Genomic DNA, 19938 nt, shown 5'->3' on the forward strand with positions numbered 1-19938 from the left:
CTTCCTCGGGTTCCTCTGCCTGGCCGCCGCGATCACCTGCTGGAAGAAACTCCCACACCCCACATGAGACAAGCTCTTACTGGCCGGGCTCAGTCCCGGGTGTTCGGTCTCCTGGGAACGCTGATCGGCGCCGGTCTCGCCTTCGGACCGCAGCTGAGCGGGCTCGCGCTGCAGACGCTGGGCTGGCGGGCCATCTTCGTACTGCCCGCCGCCGTATGCGCGATCGCCCTTGTACTGCTGCTGACGTCACCCGCTTCGTCGCAGGCGAATCCTCCGGCGGCCCCGTTCGACTGGGCTGGCGCCGTGCTGTTCACGACAGCCTCACTCGTGGGAGTGACTTCACTGGTTGAGCTTCCACAGTCGGATACCAGGCATCCGGTCGCGCTTATGGGTGGCGTGCCTCTGCTGGCGCTGGTGGCCACCTTTGTCTGGGCCGAACGGCGGACCGCGCATCCGGTGATGGACTTCGCGCTGTTGCGAAATCGGAACTACTCCGCCATCGCGGTCGCCGGCAGTGCGGTGATGATCGTTCTTGAGCTTGACCCCTGAGCGCGGACACCTCACCTGAGGTGGCCTCCGGCCGCCAGGGAGGATGTCGACCATGCCCGCTCCTCACCCGCCTGAGTTCCGCCGGCGCGCGGTCGAGCTCGCCCGCCGTGGCGACGCGCCGATCGCTGTGCTCGCGAAGCAGCTGTCGATCAGCGACTCGTGTCTGCGGAACTGGATAGCCCAGGCCGACGCGGACGAGAAAGGCGGCGAGAACCGGCTGACGAGCGTGGAGAAGCGTGAGCTGGCTCAGTTGCGCCGGGACAAGAAGCGCCTGGAGATGGAAAACGAGATCCTGAAGCGGGCGGCGGCCTACTTCGCCCGGGAGAACATCCTCCCAAACTGACCTACCGGCTGGTCCGTGAGCTAGCCGACGACTCGGAACTCGATGTGGATGTCGCGGTGGCCTGCCGAGTACTGGGCGTGTCCCGGTCGGGATATTACGACTGGCTCGGCCGGCCACCGTCGCTACGGGAGCAGGAGAACACCCTGCTCGCGAAACAGATCGAACGCATCCATGCCGAGTCGAGGGGAACCTACGGCTGGCCGCGAGTGCACGCCGAACTCGCTCTCGGCCTGGGTGTGCCGGTCAACCACAAGCGGGTCGCGAGGCTGATGCGCGAGGCCGGCCTGCAGGGCGTCTACCGGCGCCGATCCCGCCGCGGCCCGATCGCCGAGGCCACCGCCGAGGACCTGGTCAACCGGAAGTTCGCCGTAGATGCCCCGGACCAGCTGTGGCTGACCGATATCACCGAACATCCCACAGGCGACGGGAAACTCTACTGCGCAGCCGTCATGGACGCCTATTCGAGGCGCATCATCGGCTGGTCCATCGCACATCACATACGCACCGAACTCGTCCTCGATGCCCTCGGTATGGCGATCCTGCGCCGACGGCCACCGGAAAAGCAGACGATCCTGCACAGCGACCATGGAACACAATACACTTCGTGGGCGTTCGGGAACCGGCTGCGTGCCGCCGGGCTGCTCCCGTCGATAGGCACGATCGGCGACTGCTATGACAATTCGATGATGGAGTCCTTCTGGGGCACCCTACAGCTCGAGGTACTCGACCGGCACAGCTGGGACAACCGCGACAAGCTTGCCAACGCCATCTTCGAATGGATAGAATGCTGGTACAATCCAAAGCGTCGGCATTCCAGTCTTGGAATGCTCAGCCCCGCTGACTATGAAGCCGCACACCTGCCCCGATCGTCCCCAGACGGCGATCACTGATCCCACACCGCAGGTGTCCGTCGTAGGGGGTCAAGCTCATCCTCGAAACAGTCGATCCGGCGGACACTGCGCTCCGCCCTGAACGACGCGATTCGGCGCGGAAAGATCACGGCGAACGCGGCCAAGGACGTGGTGCTGCCCTCAGGCAGGCCACCGAAGCCCATGATGTGGACAGCTGGCCGGGTCGAGCTGTGGCGACAGACCGGGACGCGACCTGGCCCGGTCATGGTGTGGACACCCGACCAGACGGGAGCGTTCCTCGACTCGATCTACCAGCACCGGCTCTACGCCCTCTACCACCTTGTGGCCTACCGAGGGCCGCGCCGAGGCGAGGTTTGCGGCCTGAACTGGCCCGACGTCGACCTCGATCAGAAGAAGATGCTCATTCAATGGCAGCTCGTCGTCGTCGGCTGGGAGGTGCAGCGCACCCGACCCAAGACGGAGGCGGGAGTACGGGAAGTGGTCCTCGACGACCTCACCGTCGAGGAGTTCCACCGCCACCGGGAACGCCAGCGCGACGAGCGCCACGTCATGGGCCTCGGCTGGGATCCGTCCGGCCCGGTGTTCACCACCCTCGAGGGCGAGCCCCTTCACCCGGCGGCTGTCTCCACCGAGTTCCAAGACCTGATCGTGAAGGCCGGAGTGCCCCCGATCCGCCTCCACGACGCCCGGCACGTCGCCGCCACGCTCATGCATGGTGGCGGCGCGGACCTGAAGGTCATCCAGGAGACCCTGGGCCACTCCAGCTACGAGGTGACGGCCAACATCTACACCTCGGTCCTGGAAGAACGTGCCCGCGAGGCGGCCGAAGGCGCCGCCCAGCTCGTTCCCCGCACCCCAGCCAGGAGGGTGGCGCACACTCCGCGCACACCCAGCCAATCACAGGAAGATCATAAAATGGCAAAAACGCAGGTCAGAACCAGTGCGCTCGGAGGGAATCGAACCCCCAACCTTCTGATCCGTAGATATATCTGGATCTTCTGGGGATGTCCGTAGACGTCCGCCGAGCCCGAGAACCTGCCAGGGCTCGTCCGCTGGCGTCCGTCCGCGTCCACCTCCGTCCGTCGGCTTGGCTGTCGGCTTGGCTGTCGGCTTGGCTGTCACGCTGAGGTGCCCCCGCCTGGCCTGACCGGCACGAGCCTACTCACCAGTTTCGGCAAAATGACCTTGCTGGAACTTCCGGCGGGCGACCACAGACAGTCTCGCCGCTGGCAAGGCGAACGGGTCGGGCTGTCCGCTGCAACTGGCTCTGTCTCCCGGCCACCCGCTGGCGTGCCCCTTACTTGTTCTTCTGCCCCCTGGCGTGCATGACGGCGGGGACTGGCCAGATCATCGTGCCTTGGCTGATCGCTCAGTCCCTGTCAGGCCGGCGTCCCGACCAGCGGGTTAAGAGTCGCGGGCGGCTTGTCCGTAGACGTCCATGGATGTCCGTTCCCTCGGCCCGACCTGGACATCGGCTCCGTCCGTGTCCACGCCCGTCCGCCGGTGTCCGTGGGCTTGGGTACAGAGATTGGGTACACCGGGCCCAGCTCGTGTGAGCCGTAGGCCGACGCGTGTCGATCCGGCTTGCTGATCCGTGAGGATCTTGTCACTGCTGTCCAACGCTGTGCTTCGTCTGCTGGTGCTCGTGGGTGTCCGCCTATCTTGGTCATGTGCACGGCCTCGTTCACTGAGCTTCGCCGCCGTCTCCAGCCGCCTGCGGGCTTGGTTGCTAGCTATCCGGCGGCAATCTCCTGATTCTCTCAGCCGTGAGCAGAGATTCCGACTGCAGTAAAAGTCGGACACTTTTCAGTCCCTCTCTACGTGATAACGCTGACTCTCTTGGCGTAGCCTGGCCACAATATCTGCAACAGCCAGTCCGCTCATATCGGTATCACCCTCCCGATCCCAAATTTTGTGAGGAATGCCATCCAGCGAAATACCCCACTTTTCAATTGCTGCAGAAATAGTGGCGACCAAACGACCAGTCACCATCTCGGGGACTTCGGTGAGAAGAGGGCCTGCCAGGTGCAGTGACCTTGCCGATATACCGAACGCTGACGGAGCAAACCGCATGTTAAGTAAGCGCATTATCTGGAGAATTTCCGGGCTCACCTGCCCTGCCTGAACTTGCCCGAATATTTGACCGCAAAAATCGAGAAATACGCGGCCCTTCAGAGTTGCTCGCGTAACGAATACACCACCTCCAAATTGAGACAAAAAACCACTACCAAGAAGCCGGAGTATCCGCTCTCGGATTGCGCCCTGCGAGACCTTAAGGCGAGCGGCAAGATCTTTCGAGCCAGAGTATTCGTTGTCAGCGGTCGAGATCTCATGAAGTAGCGCCAGATGAAGTCCGGGGGACCCGCTCGTCCGCACAAAAAATCTGACGTCTTCGGCTGCGAGATTTCCTAGTACCACATTCATCAGAATGTCTCTCGAAACACCTTCGCTCAGTAAGTTCGACACGAGGTCTCGTTGGCCTTCATCGTCTGCATCAAAATCTTGAGGAATCCAAAATACACGCAGTCGATGCGGCGCGACGGATGCCCCGCTCGATCGGAAGTCGTGCACAACTTCAGAAAGGAGCCTGCGAGACTTCATCGTGTCCCGGGCGACGTACGCACATACCTCGGCTGAAGGGTCAAGTAGCATCGTGCGGAGATCTTTATCGACACCTGATATGTGAGACCAGAGTACTTGGCCAATGACAGGACGGGACCAGTCTCGTACCAGCTCACACGCGAAATCAAACTTTCGACGTTCGGCTTCAACATAACTGTAAAGATTGGTGCGGGACAGTCGATTCATTACATCTGTAACGCACTGGGATAGGAACTGATGCTCCGGAGATTCTGCCACAGCATCATAGTAGTCCTTGGCGGCTTCGTCTGAAAGGTCGAGGGGTCGGGCGGTTCGTCAACCAAGACCCGCGGATGTTTCCGACCAGGTTGTGCGCCTCCTGCTCTTCGTCGACTTGGTCGCCTCGGCATCCGGTACACGACCGCTAGGCTAGAAGAAGAGGGCGAGATGTCCCGCCATCTACAGTTTCTCAGCGTGTCTTTCTCGCTGGGTCGAGAATGCGGATCTACTTGCCGTCTTTTCGCAGCGATCCGAGTATATGGTCGACTGACGTAGGCTCATCTATCTCTCGCAAGCGGGAATCTGAGGGTGACTCTCCGTCCGCCATAAATTTATTCATCGAAGAAATCTCGGAAGCGACATCAAAGTAGGAAGGAAATACTTCCTCGGGATTGAGAAAATGGGATGCGTGTTCGATAATATCGCCCATGTCCCATGATTCCCTTTCTCCCTTGCTCCAATCATCGAATGCGTCTGATATTTCGTCGTGAATGCTGCTTTCCAGGTTTGACGAAGCGCTAGCAGCCTTCTCACTAATTTCCGCGATGGCAATATCCGACAAAGTCATTAGCACGCTTGAAGCATACGATTTACTGTCGAGGTCTGAGACGTCTTCCGTAATGTAGTCAATTGCCCCGTCAATGAGAGATATTGCCCGCTCCTGTGTTAGCTGCAATTCGAAGTTTGATAGATTCTTTATTAGAGATGCCACCTCTTCTGGGCCGGCTGCGTCTTCAGTGAAGTCAATATCGCGAAGGATGCTGGCGTCAAGGAGCCGAATTAGGTCGGAAGACTCTATCTTTCTAGCAATTTCCAAGACAATATTTGCTCTAGCGATGCGCCCGCTTCCCCATGTCTTCCGCAGATTGGGTGACTGAAGGGTTCTCCTGATGGCTGAATCCAGGTGAGCTACTGCATTTAGTACTTCCATGACTGGGCGGCCGCGATCGCTCCGGGCGAGGATCCAAACACCCCAAATCTGCTCAAAGAATATGGCTCTCTCGACAAGCTTTATAACTGTCTCTGGCCGATCGGACAAATATCCGATCATGTAATCACGGGCGGACGGATCATGAAAGTCAAGCCAAGCTTCATCCCCTCGCGGAAAGAGTTTTACAAGGGTTCCCTCCAAGAGTTGTATGCTATGCCGAAAGGACCTGGGGTCTCCATTCGGCGCAGTGTATGCAACCCATGCGTCGCGGAGGCCGCTTGCCGGGAATTCGCCAAGCGAGAACACGACCTCAAGTAGAGAAACTGCAAATTTATCAAGCTGATGCTCGACGATGTGCTCCCAGATGCGACGGGGATTCTGGAGGTCGTCAAAAAGTCGTTGAACCGTTGTTTCGGGCGAGTCTCCTGCCGCATGCTTGCCGACACTGATTTGAATGATGCGAGGGTTAAAGTTGTCGTGGTAGACAATGCGGCGATACTTGATGGGTTCGGAAAAGGCCGCCATATTCTCGTCGGGGAGATCTGAGAAATAGATATGGTTGTATAGTATCTGTGCACGAACCTCGGGCGTGTAGTCCGCTAGACCCATTACGTGCTTTAGGGGAGACAGATCAGTCTCGGAAAATTTTTCGTATCGCTGGCGAGCCTGGGCGAGGATATACTCTCTAGTTGTCAGGATAAGACGCTTATTAGATGCCGACTTTACCCGACGAATAACGCTTATGAGTCTGCTTTCCTCGTTCTTTTGAAACTTGTCGACGAGCGTTGTTTGGCCAAGGAAGTCGTCGTAGTAGAAAATCTGCTGCTCGTCCGACATCCAAAGTCGATTAACTTCCTCGGCATCGGATGACACCTCGACAACGCTGAATCCGCGCGATATGTAGTCCGCCAGTAGCGCGTGAGCTAGCGTGGTCTTACCAATCCCAGGGCCGCCCGATATTATGAGGGCGTGCATACTTTCCAGTATTTCGTGCGCGCGATGTAGGCTTGCGTTGGGAGCGTAGCTCTTGAGGCTTTGATCGATTTCGCCGATCAAAGCGCTCGACCTTATCAATACTTCTTTCGCTAGTAGTCCCTGAAGAACCGCAGTGCTATTTAGCCAAAGGCGTGGATGGCGCTGGACGATGTGTGGCCGGCTTCGTAGCTCACTTTCGATCTCGTTGATCCCGTAAATATCGGAGCTATTTCTTATGAACGGGTCAAAGTCGTGAATCAAAATACGTTTTGCGTCGGAAGTCAGCTCGACGGAACATGCAACTATGTAACGTGACGGGGCAAGTCTACGAACCTTTGGTAGTTCAGTGTGCCGCATGTAGCTAAGAAGCTTTGTCCGCCCCGATCGAGTCCAGTGCTTGCACTGAATGATCGTGGATGATCTAGGATTATCCTTCAGGCATCTCAAATCGATACCTTGGTCTGCGCCTGGCGCAAAGACTTCAAGCTGGACACTAAGGATCTCTTCGAACAAATCTTTGCAGATTAGCTCGAAGTCGAAGTCGGTGAGTCGTCTGAGGTCGAATGTATCCATGATCTTCCAGGTCGCTCGTCGCCGTATGAATCCACCTATCTCGACGAAGTGCTTAGCAGCGCATTTCCCGGGTGCCCTCCTTCCGCTTTATTGCTTGACTGATTGCGAGACGCGCCGGCGAGCACGGCGCGCCAGCGCCGCGCGCAGCCGTCGCGCGGCGCAGCTTCGGCCCTTGATCCTAAAACGGGCAATTCGGCAGGCATGACGCTATCCGCCGCAGCTCGGGTGGCGGGGTGTGGCCATGGCGAACAGGGCGGCGGTGCGGGCGTCCCTGCCGTGCTGGGTGTCGAGGTGGTGTTGGGTGGCGTCGATGGCGGCTTGTAGCTCGGTGACGTTGTCCGTGGGGAACGGGTCGGGTAGGTGGGTCAGGGGTGCGGTGACGATGCCGTCGGCTCCGGCGGTCAGGCTTTCGGCAATGTGGCGGGCGGTGCCGTCCCACAGGGTGAAGTCCGGGCCGGTCGCGGTGCGGAGTGCGGCGATGGTGTCCGGTCGAACCTTGGAGACCTTCGCGGCGGCGGGCAGGATCCCGGCGGCCTGGGCTGTGGCGGCAAGCTGAGGTGTCAGGGTGGTGGGGCTGAACTCGGGGTGGCTGAACAGGTAGCTCGGGCGCGGCAGGCTGGCGAACAGATTCAGCACGTCATGGTCGCTGGCAAGGTCCCGTAGGACGATCATCGGGACGACTCCGGCGGCGGTGGCGTGGGTGATGTCGGCGGCGGTCCAACAGCATGCGGTCAGCCGGTCCACCCCGATCGTCTCCGCCCACAGCTCGACGACCATGGCGCGGTCGGCTTCGCTGGTCTGGTGTCCGCCGGTGGTGGTGCCGGACAGAATGAACCGGTGCGCCCACGTCTGCGCGGCCCGGTAGGCGTATGCGGCGGTCGTGGGCCTGTCGATGTCTCCGCTGGGCGTGCGGAAGGTCAGGGCCGGAAGCATCAGATGCATGGGCGGTCAGTCCAACAGGTCGCGCGGATAGACGGTGCCGGCGGAAGGGTCGGTGACGGCATGGTGGATGAGGTCGGCGACCTGCTCGGGCGACCGCTGGTCGGTACGTAGAACCAGGTCGAACAGATCTGTCCCGGCGGCCTTGTCGAGGTCGGTCGATGTCTCGTCCCACACGGTCAGCCGCGCGTCGACGTCGGTGCTCCCACGCTCGCGGGCGCGGTCCGCGGTGACCTCACGGGGGCACCACAGCAACACCGTGACCCACCGGGCGGGATAGCCGACGTGCAGAGCCTCGATACCGGCGATCTGGCCGAGGTGCACCACCGGCACCCGGTCGGCGGCGGTGAGTTCGTCCAGGCGGGGCCGGTCGATCGCGTACACGTTCCCGTATCGCTCGTTCGCGTACAGGATCAGCCCCTGCGTCTGGAGGCGGCCGAGCTCGTCGTCGGACGCGACCCGGTAGGGCGCACGGGCATTCGCCCCGACTTTCAGCCGGTCGAAATGCACGTACCGACCGTCCCGGCTGGTCAGGGCTGCGGTGATTGTGTCTTTGCCGGACGCGGGCGGCCCGTAGAGGATGACGGCGTCAGGAGGCATCGCGGATCCGGCTGGCCAGGCGGCGGGCGTGTTCGGCGAGGTTGCTGCGGGCATGTCGGCTGTTGTCGACTACGTAGTGCGTGCACACCGGCCGCTGGTCGGGGTCGATGGTGGCCACGTACTCGTCCCAGTAGGACAGCTTCCAGGTGTCCCGGGCGGCGTCGCGGGATTCGAGGTAGTCGCGCTGGGAGTCGATGTCGCAGCGCAACCAGACGACGGCGATCGCTGCCCCGGCGTTCGCGCACCGCTTCTTCATCCGTTCCAACCACGCCGGGTCGGTCAGCTCACGGACGAACGGCGCAGTCACCACGGTGGGCAGGCCCAACCGCAGGTTGTCGAACGCGGTATCGAACATCGCCCGGTACTCCAACGGGCGAATCCTGCCCGTGTACGTCTCGCCCTGGCGGTCGTTCGGATCGGTGTCCAGAGAGAGCAACAGGGACTCGGTGAGCGGACGACTCATCGTGTCCTTGTCCAGCAACGACCAGCCGGTGATCTCACAGATGAACCGGGCAAACTCGGTCTTCCCCGATCCCGGGAACCCGGCCACCATCACCAGCGCTGGGGAACCCTCCCGCGGGCGGCCGGAACTCCACGCACCCAGGACCTTCGATTCCAGGTCGAACGGCGGCAGCTCCACCCGACCGCTCCGACCCGCGGCCGGCGGCTCGATGCACGCGAGTAGCTGGCGAATGGAGTCGGTGACCTCGTCCCGGCGGGGCGCTGCCGGCGGTGCCCCGAACGCTGCCCCGGCCTGCTCGCGCAGGTGAGTAGGAACCCGTAGCGTCTCCCGCGGCGGATGCGGGGCGGCCCCGACCGCTCCGGACACCTCCCATGGACGTGGGGCCAGACCGACCATCGCCCCGGGGATCCGCAGACCATCGGCAATGCGCTCGATGACGTCGACGTCTTCGACCTTCGCCTTGCCCCCGGCGATCCGGCTCACCCGCGACTGGCTGAACCCCTCGACCGACGAGGCGATCCGGTCCTGGCTGACATGATCCCATTTGCGCATGAGCAGGAACGCGGCGCCGAAGTCCCGGCCGCGTAGGGCGGCGGCCATGTCGTCGCGGGCCAGTAGCTCGGCGGAGACGGTGTAGCGCTGCCAGGGGCTGTCTGTGTCGGCGGTCATTTGTCGCTTTTCGGTCGGTGACAGTCGGGGCAATCGGCGTGAGCAGACCAGCACGGTGAGCATAGCGGTGGCATGCCGTGTCGACATCCCAAGCCGGGATCAGGCGGTCAAACAGCGCCGGAACGGCGCTGATCTGCGTGTTCGGCGCTTGTGGGATCGGCGGTGGAATGCCGTGCATCCATGCCGCCTCGACATTCCGTGTTCGGGCGGTGTCGGTGAGTCTGATGGCAGTCGACGCCGTCCGTGCCGAGTCGGCTCCGCGGACGGCGTCGACACCGGATCTCGTCCAGCTCGTGCCGGTAGCTGGCGGCCTGGACGGCTCGGTCCTCCCGGCGCCCCGGCGGATGGTGCGCCGGTCACCGATCAGCGAAGGGGATGCGATGAGGGGCGCCGTGCGAACGGAGGAACAGGCCGAACCGGACGTCGGAACGGAGGATGCACGCTCGACGGAGTACATCCCGGCTGACACGGGGCACAGGCCGGTAAAGCGGGGCCTGTCCCGGCGGGAGCTGGTGTGCACCCGGGCATCCGGTCAGGACGGATTGGTCGATGACGAGTCGGGGTCGGGCGGGCCGTTGCCTGCGTTGGGCGTCGAAGGCAACGGGCGTTCGGTGGTGTGGGCCGTCGTCATCCGTGGCCAGCGTGGGCCGTTGGTTGGCGTGATCGGGTTCTTCGGTACGCGGTCGGCGGCTCGGATCTATGCCCGGGACCGGCGTTACCCGGGCGCTTTCGTCCTGCCTGCCATACACGCGGGAGCGGAGATCAGCGGATGACAACTCGTCAGACTGTCGGCGGACGGGACCCGGCCGTCTTCCCGCCGAGTGCGTCGCTCGACCCGTCGGTGGCGCATCCCGCCCGGATGTACGACTACTTCCTCGGCGGTAAGGACCATCTACCGGCCGATCGGGTGGCGGCGGAGGCAGTGGTGGCCGCGTCGCCGGACGTTCCCCTGGTGGCGCACGCGAACCGGTACTTCATGACCCGGGCGGCACGGTTTCTGGCGTCGGAGTGCGGGATCCGCCAGTACCTCGACGTCGGAACAGGGTTCCCTACACAACCGAACCTGCACGAGGTGGTGCAGGCCGTCGACCCAAAGTCCCGGGTCGTTTACAGCGACAACGATCCGGTGGTTCTGGTGCATGCCCGCGCGCTGCTGACCAGCACGCCGGAGGGGCGCACGGCCTACCTGGATGCGGATCTGCGCGACCCGGCGCTCATTCTCGACGCCGCGCAACTGCGTGACGCGCTCGACTTCCGCCAGCCGATCGCGCTGTTCCTCGTCGCGGTCCTGCACTTCCTGACCGATGACGACGACGCGCACGCTGTTGTGCGCTCCCTGGTGGATGCCCTGCCCTCGGGCAGTTACCTCGTTGTCTCGCACGCCACCGGCGATCTCGCACCCTCGAAGGTGGACACGATCGTCGACACCTACGCCACCACGGCCGTTCCCCTGGTGCTGCGTGACCTGGCGGCCGTCACGCGGTTCTTCGACGGCACGGACGTCGTCGACCCGGGCGTGGTGCGACTGCCGCTGTGGAAGCCCGACACCCCGCCCGAGGACATCCACAAGGTGTGGCTGTACGGCGGCGTCGGGCGGAAGTCCTGATCCGCTCGCGCTTCGGCGGGCGGACACGCGAAATGATCCTTTGGAGGTAGTGGGTTGCTGTCCGATCTACGTACGGCGGGCGCGGCGAGTCTCGCCCCGGCGCCAGGGCTGTTCCTGCCGGAACTGCACCACCGGCGCGACATCGGCCTGGACCTTGTCCAGGTCAACGGCATCGCCGACCTGTGCCACAGCTACACCCAGAAGCGGGCGACGATCAATGCGCAGATGACCCGGCTCGCCGGGGAACTGCTCGCCGGAATCCTCTCCGGCAGGATCTGCGACGACAGGGCACGCGAGGTAATGAGCTCGCACACCGAGACCCGCGGCATCCTGTTCGGCGACGCCGAGACATTGATGCTCGCCACGCTCGCCGAGGGCTACGCCCTGCTGAGCACCGACCAGGTGGAACGGGCGCTGGCCGTCCGGCGGGGCCAGACCTCGGCCGCCTTCGACACGGTCGCCGACGCCATGTACGTCGACCAGGTGGCACCCACCCGCCTGTGAGCCGGTGACGGGCCAACCCCCGACGACACGCCCGTCACCACCGGGAGGACCCGAGCCCGGCCGACCCCCTCGGCGGCACGCGGCACGGGTCCTCCCACCCGAACCACATCCCCATGAACGTGGCCGGTCTCCGTGAGCGCTCCTCACCGGCCACCGCGGCCCCGGATCCCCACCCGACGGATCCGGGGCCGTGCCATGTCCGGGACCGCATGCGTCGGTGCTGCCGCCACTGGGCAGACGAATCACCTGCGCTGTCGGTCGAGGTCGTCGAGCCGGCGCAGGAGCGCCCGTAGGTCGTCCCGGATGTCGCGGACACCTTCGAGAATCTGCCGCGTCACCACGGCTGCCTCTTCCCCGTCGCCCTCCGCTGTGACCTGACCGGCGGTGAGTACCCGCACCAGATGGTCGTCCGGCCAGTCCAGAGCGCGGGAGATGGAGGTCAGGGTCCGGGTCCGCACACGCCGCTTCGCGCCGTGCTGGACAAGCCTCAGCGTGGACACGGCGATACCGGCGCGGTCGGCAAGCTCCTGCTGACTGATGCGCCGGGCGGCCATGCGTTCCGTGATGGCCACGGCCACCGCCGTCCAGTCCTCGCCATCTGTGTCCCGTCGGCCATCGGGGGCATTCACACCACCGGGACGATCATCCATGGACGGCATGCTAGCGAATAGGCAATGCACCGTCCTGCCCTGGTCAACGCCTATATCGACCCGGCATGGCCTGCATGAGTTCATGCACTGACGACATTCTTCGATCCCGACTGCTCATGCACCGCCGGTATAGCGCTTGATACGCGCTTGTTCGGCGGTGCATTGTCGTTCCGTACCCACCGGGCCGATGCAACGCCCGGTCGGACAGACGACTGAGGAAGGTGGATCCATGGCGGTGCCACGACGGATTCCCGTCGCCTTCGGGGTGGTGTTCCCCGTGGGGGCGTTCGTGGTCGGTGTCGACCCGGTCAACGACTTCGACAAGGTCCGGGCAGGGGTGGCGGACGCACAGCAGCGCGACGAGGAGACCGGAGACCTGGTCTGGCAGGTCAAGGTCATCGACGCCGACCCGGCGGCCCGTAGCAACGAACTCAAGATCCGGATGACGGCGGCGGTGCAGCCAGTCCCGCCGGACCTGCTGCCTGGAACGCCGTTCCGGCCGGTGGAGTTCGATGGTCTGTCCCTCACGCCCTACATTGACCGGCGCAACGCCGAACGCCCGAAGATCGCCTACTCGCTGCGGGCTTCGGACATGCGTGCACCGGGCACGGCGAACGGTCGGCGTCCGGGTCCGGCGGTGGCGGCATGAACGGCCGTGTCCGGCCGGCACCCGACGGTCTGCGTTCCTCGGCGTTGCTCGGTCTACAGATCGGCGCGGACTGGTCGGTGCACTGCCACACGTACCCGCATCGCTCGCCGATCCTGACGCTTCGGCTCGGGATGATGGGGGTGACGATTTCTCCGGCGTTGAACGCGGTCACCTCGGATCAGATCGAATTCGCCTACGCGCTGATCGGTGCGGCAAACGACTACCTCGTGGAGTGCGAGCGCATCCGCTTCGCCTCCGACGACACCGCCGACCCGGCGGAACTCCGGGCGGCATAGGCCGCATCCGGCCGGTTCACCTGGGCGGCCCGGACACTCCGATATCCGGATTCCGGGCCCCCCGGGAAATCTTTTCCCGCAACACCTGTCCCTGGTTTCGTGCGCTCGAAAAGCGGGTGGTATCGCCATGTCCACAATCAACGGTGACCAGCGTTTCCCGCGGGTCCCGACCCGTACCGACAAGATGCGTGTGCCCATGTGGATGCTGCTGCTGGCCGTGGCCGGCAAGGGGCTGGTACTGGCGGTGCGCTCCTGCTGGCGGCACCGGGTCGCGGTCGGCTCGACGCTCGGGACGCTGCTGTTCGTCCATCACTTCGGCCTGCCTGCGCTGGGCGTCCTGTTCGGCGGCCTGGCGGTGCTCGCCGTCGTGTGGTGGCGGCTGCACGGCCGGTCGTTCTGGCCGGTGGCCTGGTGGCTGTGCGGCCGTGCCCGGCTGACGTTCGTCTACCAGCGGCGGTGGAAGCCGGCGATGGTCCACACCGACCTGGCTATCCGCATGCCCACCTCGACCGGCGACCAGGTGACCTTTGACGAGTACTTCCCGCGGATCCGGTCGATCCGCGCGTCCCGATCGGTGGACGTGCTGCGGGTGGAACTCCTGCCCGGCCAGACCCCGGCGCAGTGGGCGGAGCAGGCCGAGGCGCTGCGGCACGTCTTCCGGGCGCGGCGTTGCCAGGTGCATGGGGAGACGGTCCGCTTCGTCCGGATCTCCTTCCACCGCCACGACCCGCTAACCCGCCCGGTCACCCCGGCAAGCCTCGACGGTTCCGACGGTGCCGGCCCTGACCCGGCCGGCGCTGCCGGTGACGCTTCCCGTTTCGCTGGCTCGTCGGCGGACCTGGGTCGGCTGGTCGCGGGCCTGTCGGCGGTGCCGGTGGGCCGCAGTGAGGACGGATCCTCCTGGACGCTGCCCGTGCGCGGCTCGCATGTCCTGATCGCCGGGGCGACCGGAGCAGGGAAGGGCTCGGTGCTGTGGGGGCTGCTGCGCGGCCTGGCTCCGGCGGTCCGGACCGGGCTGGTGGAACTGTGGGTATGCGACCCGAAAGGCGGGATGGAACTGGCCTTCGGCCGTCCGCTGTTCACCCGCTTCGCCACCAGCACGGACACCATCGCTGACCTCCTCGACGACGCCGTCAGCCGCATGCAGAAGCGGACGGCGAAGCTGGCGGGAAACAGCCGATTGCATACCCCGACCCCGTCGGATCCGCTGATCGTCGTCGTGGTCGACGAAATCGCCTCGCTCACTGCCTACGTGACCGACCGGGACCTCAAGAAGCGGATCGGCGCCGCGCTGCCGCTGCTGCTGTCCCAGGGACGCGCCCCCGGCGTCGTGGTCATCGCGGCCTTGCAGGACCCGCGCAAGGAAGTCCTGCCGTTCCGGGACCTGTTCCCGGTCCGCGTCGCACTGCGGATGACCGAAACCGACCAACCGGACCTCGTCCTGGGCAACGGCGCCCGGGAACGCGGTGCCCGCGCCGAGGAAATCCCCCGCGCCCTACCCGGCGTCGGCTACGTGCTGCACGACGGCAACCCCGACCCGGTCCGCGTCCGCGCCGCCTACATCGACGACATCGAGATCGGCCGCATCGTCACCCACTACCGACCCGCCAACGCGGCACGCGGCTGGACACCGGACATCAGCGACTACCTCGACGATGACGGCGACGACTCCGACCCCCTCGACGGGCTTGACCGAGCTGCCTGAGCACGGCCGGAGTTGGCGGGCAGCGCGATGCGGTCCTGTCGTTCGATGGCCCGGACAGCAAGATCTTGCACCACGGCGGGAAGCAGGACGTGTTCAGCCGTAAGAACTCGCTCGGCGAGACTTTCAACCGAGTCATTCGGATGGACCGCTATTTCGTGCCGCGCGATGACAGGGCCCTCGTCATAATCCGCGGTGACAACATGGACCGACGGACCCGTTACCTGATCGCCAGACGACAGGACGGCTTCATGGACTGCGCTACCGTACATGCCCTTTCCGCCGTGTCGTGGCAGCAGGGACGGATGTACGTTGATGATCTGGCCGGCGAAGGAATCCAGCGTGCGGGGGCCAATCTTCTTCATATAGCCCGCCGTAACGATCAGGCTGATCTGGTGCTCGTTGAGCAGTGCGCATATCGCCGTGTCGAGCTGATCGGGATCGGGATGCGTGACTCCTGACATGTGCGCTGCCGGGATGGAGTGCCCTCGGGCATAGGCAAGGGCCCCGGACTCCCTGTTGTTACTCAGCACCAAGGCCAACCGGAAGGCCGCCCCCTCCTCGAGGGAGGCCCGATGCAGTGCCCGCAGGTTGGTACCGGTATGCGAGGCGAACACCGCTATGCGAAAGTCAGCCATGAGAGCCACGTCGACCATGTGGGCTCGATGCCGTCTCCAGGGGCGCATGAGGATTGATCGTTGGAGCAGTCATGGTCAGAGTTTATGTCCTCTCCCATACGGTTATCCTCGAAGGTCAGGTACCGGCTGATTTTGCGTCGAGCTACCCGAGGAACAAGGGCGCCGGTGCGGGCGGAATTTGTGTCGAGTTACGGCACCCCTCCTTACGCTTTCTTACCCCAGACTCCGTGCGCGACGAATGCTCCCTGAACCCGCCCCCACAGTCCAGTGATCATGACTGCGGAAACGATCTGCGCTGTTCATCGCAGGTCCCGGGCTTGACCCGCGGGTGTCTCCGCGTCGCTTCCGGTCCGCGGAGCCGCCGAGCCGACGTCGCTGGCGTGCGCTGCAGCCACATCCGGTACACCACCCCCGCCCCCGACCCTTGGAGGAATCCCCTGTCGATGACCCATCCCACGGAGGCCCCGACCAACCCGCTTCCCGTGACCGACCGGCCCGGCTCCCGGGCGGCACGGCTGCGTGCCCCGCTGGCTCGTCAGGTGGTCGAGGCGGTCGCGGTGGACAACGGGGTGTGCGTCCGGCCGCTGCCGATGCGCCGTACCAGCCTGGACACCGGCGAAACCCAGATCATCCCCGTCCCCTGCGGCGCCACGCTGGCCTCGAAGTGCCCATCATGCGCCGAACGGGCCCGGCGGCTCCGGATCGCGCAGTGCAAGGCCGGTTGGCACCTCGACGACGAACCACTGCCCGACCCCGACCCGCCGTCGGACGACGCCAAGGCACTTGCCGTGCTGCGCGCGGACCTGGAAACCGCGCGGGATGAGGTTCTGACAGCCGGCGACGTCGCACAGGTCCGCGAGATCGACGAACTTATCGACCAGGTGGACGCCGAGCTGACCGACCTCGGCGTGCGCGGCCAGATCACCCCGACCGACCGGGACCGGCCGCGCCGGACCCGCTCGACGAAGCGACGCCAGGATGCCCCCGACCTGCCCCGGCTGCCCGTCGACCGGCGCACCGTCGGCCGGACGTTCACCGCCCCGGACGGCACGGCGTGGCGCCCGTCGATGTTCCTCACCCTGACCTGCGACTCGTATGGACGGGTGCACTCCGACGGCACCCCGGTGGACCCGGGCTCGTACGACTATCGGCGGGCGGCGCGGGATGCCATCCACTTTCCGAAGCTGCTGGATCGGTTCTGGCAGAACCTGCGCCGGTCGGCCGGCTGGGACGTCCAGTACTTCGCCGCTCTCGAACCCCAACGGCGTCTCGCTCCCCACCTGCATGCGGCGATCCGGGGCACGGTCCCGCGTGTCACGCTGCGGCTGGTCGCGGCGGCCACCTATCACCAGGTGTGGTGGCCGACCACCGGCCTGCCGGTCTACGACGGTCAGCGTCTACCGGTGTGGGACGACGCCACCGGCGGCTACCACGACCCCGACACCGGTGATGCGCTGCCGTCCTGGGATGCGGCAGTGGATGCGATCGGCGAGGACGACGAACCCGCCCACGTCGTCCGGTTCGGCCCGCAGCTGCGCGCGGACGGAGTGACCGCGAACTCGGCGAACACCGGCCGGATGATCGGCTATCTCACCAAGTACCTGACAAAGTCGCTCGACGCCTGCCACGCCGTGGACACCGACCGGCAGCGTGCACACGTCGACCGGCTCGCCGCTGCCCTGCGCTACGAACCGTGCTCCCCGACGTGTGCGAACTGGCTGCGCTACGGCATCCAACCCCGCCACCCCCGCCGCGAGCTCGCCCCCGGCCGCTGCACCGGCAAGGCCCACCGGCGGGAAACGCTCGGGTTCGGCGGCCGTCGGGTTCTGGTCTCACGCCACTGGTCCGGCAAGACGCTCACCGACCACCGCCACGACCGGGTCGACTTCATCCGCCAGCAACTCGAAGCCCTCGGCGCCACCGGCACCGGACCGGCTGCCCCGGCCAGCGACCCGACCCGGCTCGCCTGGACGCTGCTCCGCCCCGGGGACCCGGCTGCCCCGCGCCGTGAACACCTGATCCTGCACGCCATCGCCCAACGCCACGCCTGGCGCGCACAGCTTGGACTCGCCACCGGACCTGGGACCGGCGAAAAGGCGGGCGGGAGTTCGGCAACCGGGCCGCCGCTGGCGGACGCCGCCTGACCCTCGCCCTGGCACACCCTGGAGCCCGCGTGACAAAGCTCTTGCTCACCCCTACCGAAGCCGCTGACCTGCTCGGCGTCAGCCGCAGCACCGTCTACGAACTCCTGAACAGCGGCGACATCGAATCCGTCCACATCGGCCGGGCTCGCCGGATTCCCTCGGCGGCGCTGCTGGCCTTCGTCAACCGGCTCCGCGGCCTGGACGACGCACAGGCGGCATGACCGGGCTCAAGGGGCGGCAGCCGGCGGAAGACCGGGGCGATGTTCGGCAATCCACGTCTCCACGTCGTCGGTCCGCCAGATGTGACCGGCGGCCAGGGAAGCGAACGGCGGGGGGAACGTCGGATCTTCCTTCAGAAGCTGGTTCACCCGGGTGCGCCCGACCCCCAACCGGCGGGCGATCTCCGCCGCTCCCATGAGCGGTTGCGTCATACCCGCAATCTACTGGACGGCCGTCCAGCCCCGTGTGTACCGTGGGGTTACTGGACGGTCGTCCAGTCCCATGGGGGCGGTTCCAGCCGGGTGCGGCAACACCCGACCAGAACCTTGGCCCCTTCCTGCGCGAACAGGAGAGAGACCCGTGCCCATCTTCCCGCCCGGCCCACCGGACCCGAACCGAACCCCCGGCACGCCCGCGCCGCTGATCGTGGCCAGCGTCGTCCAGCCCGGCGTGTACGCACTGACCGTGCGCCCCGGTGCCGACGCCCACGACGTCAGCGAAGCCATGTCCCGACTCCCGGTCGACGCCTTCCTGACCGCGCACTTCGGCGACATCGACCTGACCATGGTCTTCCGCACCGTGCCCGACGGCACCGAACCCGAGACCACCGGCGGCACCACCCCGGCGGCACCGGCGACGGCAAGCGGACCCCGCCTGTAGCGGCTCCTCGGCCCCACCCGTTCTTCGCTCGTTCTCTGGCGTCCCGACAGATCATCCCGACGCCGGAGAACGGCACTCCCTCGCGCCGGACCACGCGACCCGCGACCCGGCGCCCGTTCTTTCGGCAAGGAGCAGGAACCGCCATGCCCACCAACACCCCGCCACGGGTGAGCCTCACGCAGGCGCTGCATGACCATCTCGACCGCGCTAACCGCGGCCAGGGACGCGCCTACCCGCAGACCGACGGAGAGACCAAGTTCGCGTGCGACATGGAAGACAGCCCCTACGGCTGCCCGTGGTGCGACGCGGTCGAATGGCCCGCCGGCAACCCGCTGGACGTGGCCTGATGACCACGGCGAAAGACAAGGAGAGCAAGGGACCTCGCCGGCTCAACGGCGAAGGTTCGATCTACCGGTACCGCAACGGCTGGGCTGGCCAGGTCAGGATGCCCGACGGCACCCGGCCGACGGTCTACGGCAAGACCCGGGAAGACGTCCGGGAGAAGATCACGGCGGCACTCCGGGCGGTACAGGACGGCGTCCCGCTGGTCACCACCCGGATGACGGTGGCGCAGTACCTGGAGCAGTGGGTCACGGTCGTTCTGCCGTCCCGCGTCGTCGCCGGAACCCTCGCGGAATCGACTCTTGAGTCCTATTCGGATCAGATCCGGCTACACATCACACCGATTCTCGGCCGTCACGAGCTGCGCAAGCTGACCACGGCGCATGTCCGGCAGTGGATGACGCGCAAGCTCACCGAACCGTCATCCGCCGGGGTGGCACAGCGTGCGGCCTGGGAGGCAGAGGCCGCCCGTAAGGCAGCGGAACGCGAAAAGGAGAGAAACGCGCGGACCGGGGGCACCTCGGCGACGCGGAAGAAACCCGCTGTCCAGCGGGAGTGCAAGCCGATCAAACCGCTGTCCGCCCGGTCGGTTCGCTATCTGCTGGTGATCCTCACTGCTGCGCTGAACGATGCGCTCCAAGAGGAGCTGTTGACCCGCAACGTTGCCTCGCTCGTCCAACCGCCGAGGAACGCGGAAGCTCCGGTGCGTGCACTCACCGAGGAAGAGGCCCGGCGGGTCCTCGCGGTTGCCCTCG

At 65.3% G+C, this 19938-nt stretch carries 22 protein-coding genes and 1 pseudogene; 15 read left to right on the top strand and 8 right to left on the bottom strand.

Translation table 11 applies throughout. The features are described from left to right. The 4 genes from ND747_RS14140 to ND747_RS14155 all read left to right on the top strand — a co-directional run. On the top strand, positions 1-549 hold a 549-nt coding region (locus ND747_RS14140; RefSeq protein ID WP_251734081.1), incomplete at its 5' end, for an MFS transporter. Between the two features lie 52 nt (positions 550-601). Further along, the gene (locus tag ND747_RS14145) at positions 602-892 is read left to right on the top strand and encodes a transposase (protein WP_251734082.1); all 291 of its coding nucleotides are present in this window, start codon (positions 602-604) and stop codon (positions 890-892) included. Positions 893-900: 8 nt separating this feature from the next. Beyond that, a complete protein-coding gene (locus ND747_RS14150; RefSeq protein ID WP_285900510.1) occupies positions 901-1782 on the top strand; it encodes an IS3 family transposase in 882 nt (293 codons plus the stop codon). Positions 1783-2007: 225 nt separating this feature from the next. Further along, positions 2008-2778, top strand: a complete 771-nt coding sequence (locus ND747_RS14155; protein ID WP_251734084.1) for a site-specific integrase — start codon at positions 2008-2010, stop codon at positions 2776-2778. A 792-nt stretch (positions 2779-3570) separates the two neighbouring features. Here the strand turns inward: ND747_RS14155 and ND747_RS14160 are convergent. The 5 genes from ND747_RS14160 to ND747_RS14180 form a co-directional block, all read right to left on the bottom strand. Next, entirely contained in the window at positions 3571-4230 is a 660-nt protein-coding gene (locus tag ND747_RS14160; protein ID WP_251734085.1) for a hypothetical protein, read from the bottom strand. Between the two features lie 619 nt (positions 4231-4849). After that, positions 4850-7102 carry a restriction endonuclease gene (locus ND747_RS14165; RefSeq protein ID WP_251734086.1) on the bottom strand — a complete coding sequence of 751 codons (2253 nt, stop codon included), beginning with the start codon at positions 7100-7102 and terminating at the stop codon, positions 4850-4852. A 207-nt stretch (positions 7103-7309) separates the two neighbouring features. Beyond that, positions 7310-8044 carry a hypothetical protein gene (locus ND747_RS14170; RefSeq protein ID WP_251734087.1) on the bottom strand — a complete coding sequence of 245 codons (735 nt, stop codon included), beginning with the start codon at positions 8042-8044 and terminating at the stop codon, positions 7310-7312. 6 nt (positions 8045-8050) lie between these two features. Then, positions 8051-8641, bottom strand: coding sequence for an AAA family ATPase (locus tag ND747_RS14175; RefSeq protein ID WP_251734088.1), 591 nt, complete (start codon positions 8639-8641; stop codon positions 8051-8053). Beyond that, a complete protein-coding gene (locus ND747_RS14180; protein WP_251734089.1) occupies positions 8631-9773 on the bottom strand; it encodes an AAA family ATPase in 1143 nt (380 codons plus the stop codon). Before ND747_RS14180 ends, ND747_RS14175 begins: the two co-directional genes overlap by 11 nt. 224 nt (positions 9774-9997) lie before the next feature. On the opposite strand from ND747_RS14180, the gene ND747_RS14185 reads away from it, so the two are divergent. The 3 genes from ND747_RS14185 to ND747_RS14195 are packed head-to-tail and all read left to right on the top strand — an operon-like array spanning position 9998 to position 11883. After that, positions 9998-10546, top strand: coding sequence for a hypothetical protein (locus ND747_RS14185; RefSeq protein ID WP_251734090.1), 549 nt, complete (start codon positions 9998-10000; stop codon positions 10544-10546). Then, entirely contained in the window at positions 10543-11379 is an 837-nt protein-coding gene (locus ND747_RS14190; RefSeq protein WP_251734091.1) for an SAM-dependent methyltransferase, read from the top strand. Before ND747_RS14185 ends, ND747_RS14190 begins: the two co-directional genes overlap by 4 nt. A gap of 54 nt (positions 11380-11433) precedes the next feature. Beyond that, positions 11434-11883, top strand: a complete 450-nt coding sequence (locus ND747_RS14195) for a hypothetical protein (protein ID WP_251734092.1) — start codon at positions 11434-11436, stop codon at positions 11881-11883. A gap of 242 nt (positions 11884-12125) precedes the next feature. Here ND747_RS14195 and ND747_RS14200 read toward each other — a convergent pair whose 3' ends face one another. Further along, the gene (locus tag ND747_RS14200) at positions 12126-12461 is read right to left on the bottom strand and encodes a helix-turn-helix transcriptional regulator (RefSeq protein WP_308204627.1); all 336 of its coding nucleotides are present in this window, start codon (positions 12459-12461) and stop codon (positions 12126-12128) included. Between the two features lie 301 nt (positions 12462-12762). Here ND747_RS14200 and ND747_RS14205 point away from each other — a divergent pair, with 301 nt between their 5' ends. The 3 genes from ND747_RS14205 to ND747_RS14215 all read left to right on the top strand — a co-directional run bounded on the left by ND747_RS14205 (position 12763) and on the right by ND747_RS14215 (position 15183). Next, on the top strand, positions 12763-13182 hold the full coding sequence (locus ND747_RS14205) for a plasmid replication, integration and excision activator (RefSeq protein ID WP_251734094.1): 420 nt from the start codon (positions 12763-12765) through the stop codon (positions 13180-13182). After that, positions 13179-13478, top strand: coding sequence for a hypothetical protein (locus ND747_RS14210; protein ID WP_251734095.1), 300 nt, complete (start codon positions 13179-13181; stop codon positions 13476-13478). The genes ND747_RS14205 and ND747_RS14210 overlap by 4 nt, the downstream gene beginning before the upstream one ends. Positions 13479-13605: 127 nt before the next feature. Further along, positions 13606-15183 carry an FtsK/SpoIIIE domain-containing protein gene (locus tag ND747_RS14215; protein WP_251734096.1) on the top strand — a complete coding sequence of 526 codons (1578 nt, stop codon included), beginning with the start codon at positions 13606-13608 and terminating at the stop codon, positions 15181-15183. Here ND747_RS14215 and ND747_RS14220 read toward each other — a convergent pair. Beyond that, the gene (locus ND747_RS14220; protein WP_308204628.1) at positions 15123-15866 is read right to left on the bottom strand and encodes a phosphoribosylglycinamide formyltransferase; all 744 of its coding nucleotides are present in this window, start codon (positions 15864-15866) and stop codon (positions 15123-15125) included. The genes ND747_RS14215 and ND747_RS14220 overlap by 61 nt on opposite strands. Before the next feature lie 395 nt (positions 15867-16261). Here ND747_RS14220 and ND747_RS14225 point away from each other — a divergent pair, with 395 nt between their 5' ends. Beyond that, complete coding sequence (locus ND747_RS14225; protein ID WP_251734097.1) at positions 16262-17962, top strand: replication initiator; 1701 nt, start codon at positions 16262-16264, stop codon at positions 17960-17962. A gap of 29 nt (positions 17963-17991) precedes the next feature. Next, positions 17992-18183 carry a helix-turn-helix domain-containing protein gene (locus ND747_RS14230; protein WP_251734098.1) on the top strand — a complete coding sequence of 64 codons (192 nt, stop codon included), beginning with the start codon at positions 17992-17994 and terminating at the stop codon, positions 18181-18183. 6 nt (positions 18184-18189) lie between these two features. Here ND747_RS14230 and ND747_RS14235 read toward each other — a convergent pair whose 3' ends face one another. Continuing rightward, complete coding sequence (locus tag ND747_RS14235) at positions 18190-18393, bottom strand: AlpA family transcriptional regulator (RefSeq protein ID WP_251734099.1); 204 nt, start codon at positions 18391-18393, stop codon at positions 18190-18192. Positions 18394-18541: 148 nt separating this feature from the next. Between ND747_RS14235 and ND747_RS14240 the strand changes: the two genes are divergently transcribed. From ND747_RS14240 to ND747_RS14250, 3 genes and pseudogenes are all read left to right on the top strand, one after another. Beyond that, positions 18542-18841: a hypothetical protein gene (locus ND747_RS14240; RefSeq protein WP_251734100.1), complete on the top strand. Its 300-nt coding sequence runs from the start codon at positions 18542-18544 to the stop codon at positions 18839-18841. Between the two features lie 143 nt (positions 18842-18984). Then, positions 18985-19188: a hypothetical protein gene (locus ND747_RS14245; RefSeq protein ID WP_251734101.1), complete on the top strand. Its 204-nt coding sequence runs from the start codon at positions 18985-18987 to the stop codon at positions 19186-19188. Next, positions 19188-19938: pseudogene (locus ND747_RS14250) on the top strand (N-terminal phage integrase SAM-like domain-containing protein); the annotation flags it as partial. The gene ND747_RS14245 and the pseudogene ND747_RS14250, both read left to right, overlap by 1 nt.

The sequence above is a fragment of the Frankia sp. R82 genome (assembly GCF_023716925.1).
Lineage (GTDB): Bacteria > Actinomycetota > Actinomycetes > Frankiales > Frankiaceae > Frankia.

Bases quoted from the DNA above. Each gene is read 5' to 3' on its own strand.
- ND747_RS14145 (WP_251734082.1), top strand. From the start codon at position 602: ATGCCCGCTCCTCACCCGCCTGAGTTCCGCCGGCGCGCGGTCGAGCTC.
- ND747_RS14155 (WP_251734084.1), top strand. From the start codon at position 2,008: ATGGTGTGGACACCCGACCAGACGGGAGCGTTCCTCGACTCGATCTAC.
- ND747_RS14165 (WP_251734086.1), bottom strand. From the start codon at position 7,102: ATGGATACATTCGACCTCAGACGACTCACCGACTTCGACTTCGAGCTA.
- ND747_RS14170 (WP_251734087.1), bottom strand. From the start codon at position 8,044: ATGCATCTGATGCTTCCGGCCCTGACCTTCCGCACGCCCAGCGGAGAC.
- ND747_RS14175 (WP_251734088.1), bottom strand. From the start codon at position 8,641: ATGCCTCCTGACGCCGTCATCCTCTACGGGCCGCCCGCGTCCGGCAAA.
- ND747_RS14180 (WP_251734089.1), bottom strand. From the start codon at position 9,773: ATGACCGCCGACACAGACAGCCCCTGGCAGCGCTACACCGTCTCCGCC.
- ND747_RS14185 (WP_251734090.1), top strand. From the start codon at position 9,998: ATGGCAGTCGACGCCGTCCGTGCCGAGTCGGCTCCGCGGACGGCGTCG.
- ND747_RS14190 (WP_251734091.1), top strand. From the start codon at position 10,543: ATGACAACTCGTCAGACTGTCGGCGGACGGGACCCGGCCGTCTTCCCG.
- ND747_RS14205 (WP_251734094.1), top strand. From the start codon at position 12,763: ATGGCGGTGCCACGACGGATTCCCGTCGCCTTCGGGGTGGTGTTCCCC.
- ND747_RS14210 (WP_251734095.1), top strand. From the start codon at position 13,179: ATGAACGGCCGTGTCCGGCCGGCACCCGACGGTCTGCGTTCCTCGGCG.
- ND747_RS14215 (WP_251734096.1), top strand. From the start codon at position 13,606: ATGTCCACAATCAACGGTGACCAGCGTTTCCCGCGGGTCCCGACCCGT.
- ND747_RS14220 (WP_308204628.1), bottom strand. From the start codon at position 15,866: ATGCGCCCCTGGAGACGGCATCGAGCCCACATGGTCGACGTGGCTCTC.
- ND747_RS14225 (WP_251734097.1), top strand. From the start codon at position 16,262: ATGACCCATCCCACGGAGGCCCCGACCAACCCGCTTCCCGTGACCGAC.
- ND747_RS14235 (WP_251734099.1), bottom strand. From the start codon at position 18,393: ATGACGCAACCGCTCATGGGAGCGGCGGAGATCGCCCGCCGGTTGGGG.
- ND747_RS14245 (WP_251734101.1), top strand. From the start codon at position 18,985: ATGCCCACCAACACCCCGCCACGGGTGAGCCTCACGCAGGCGCTGCAT.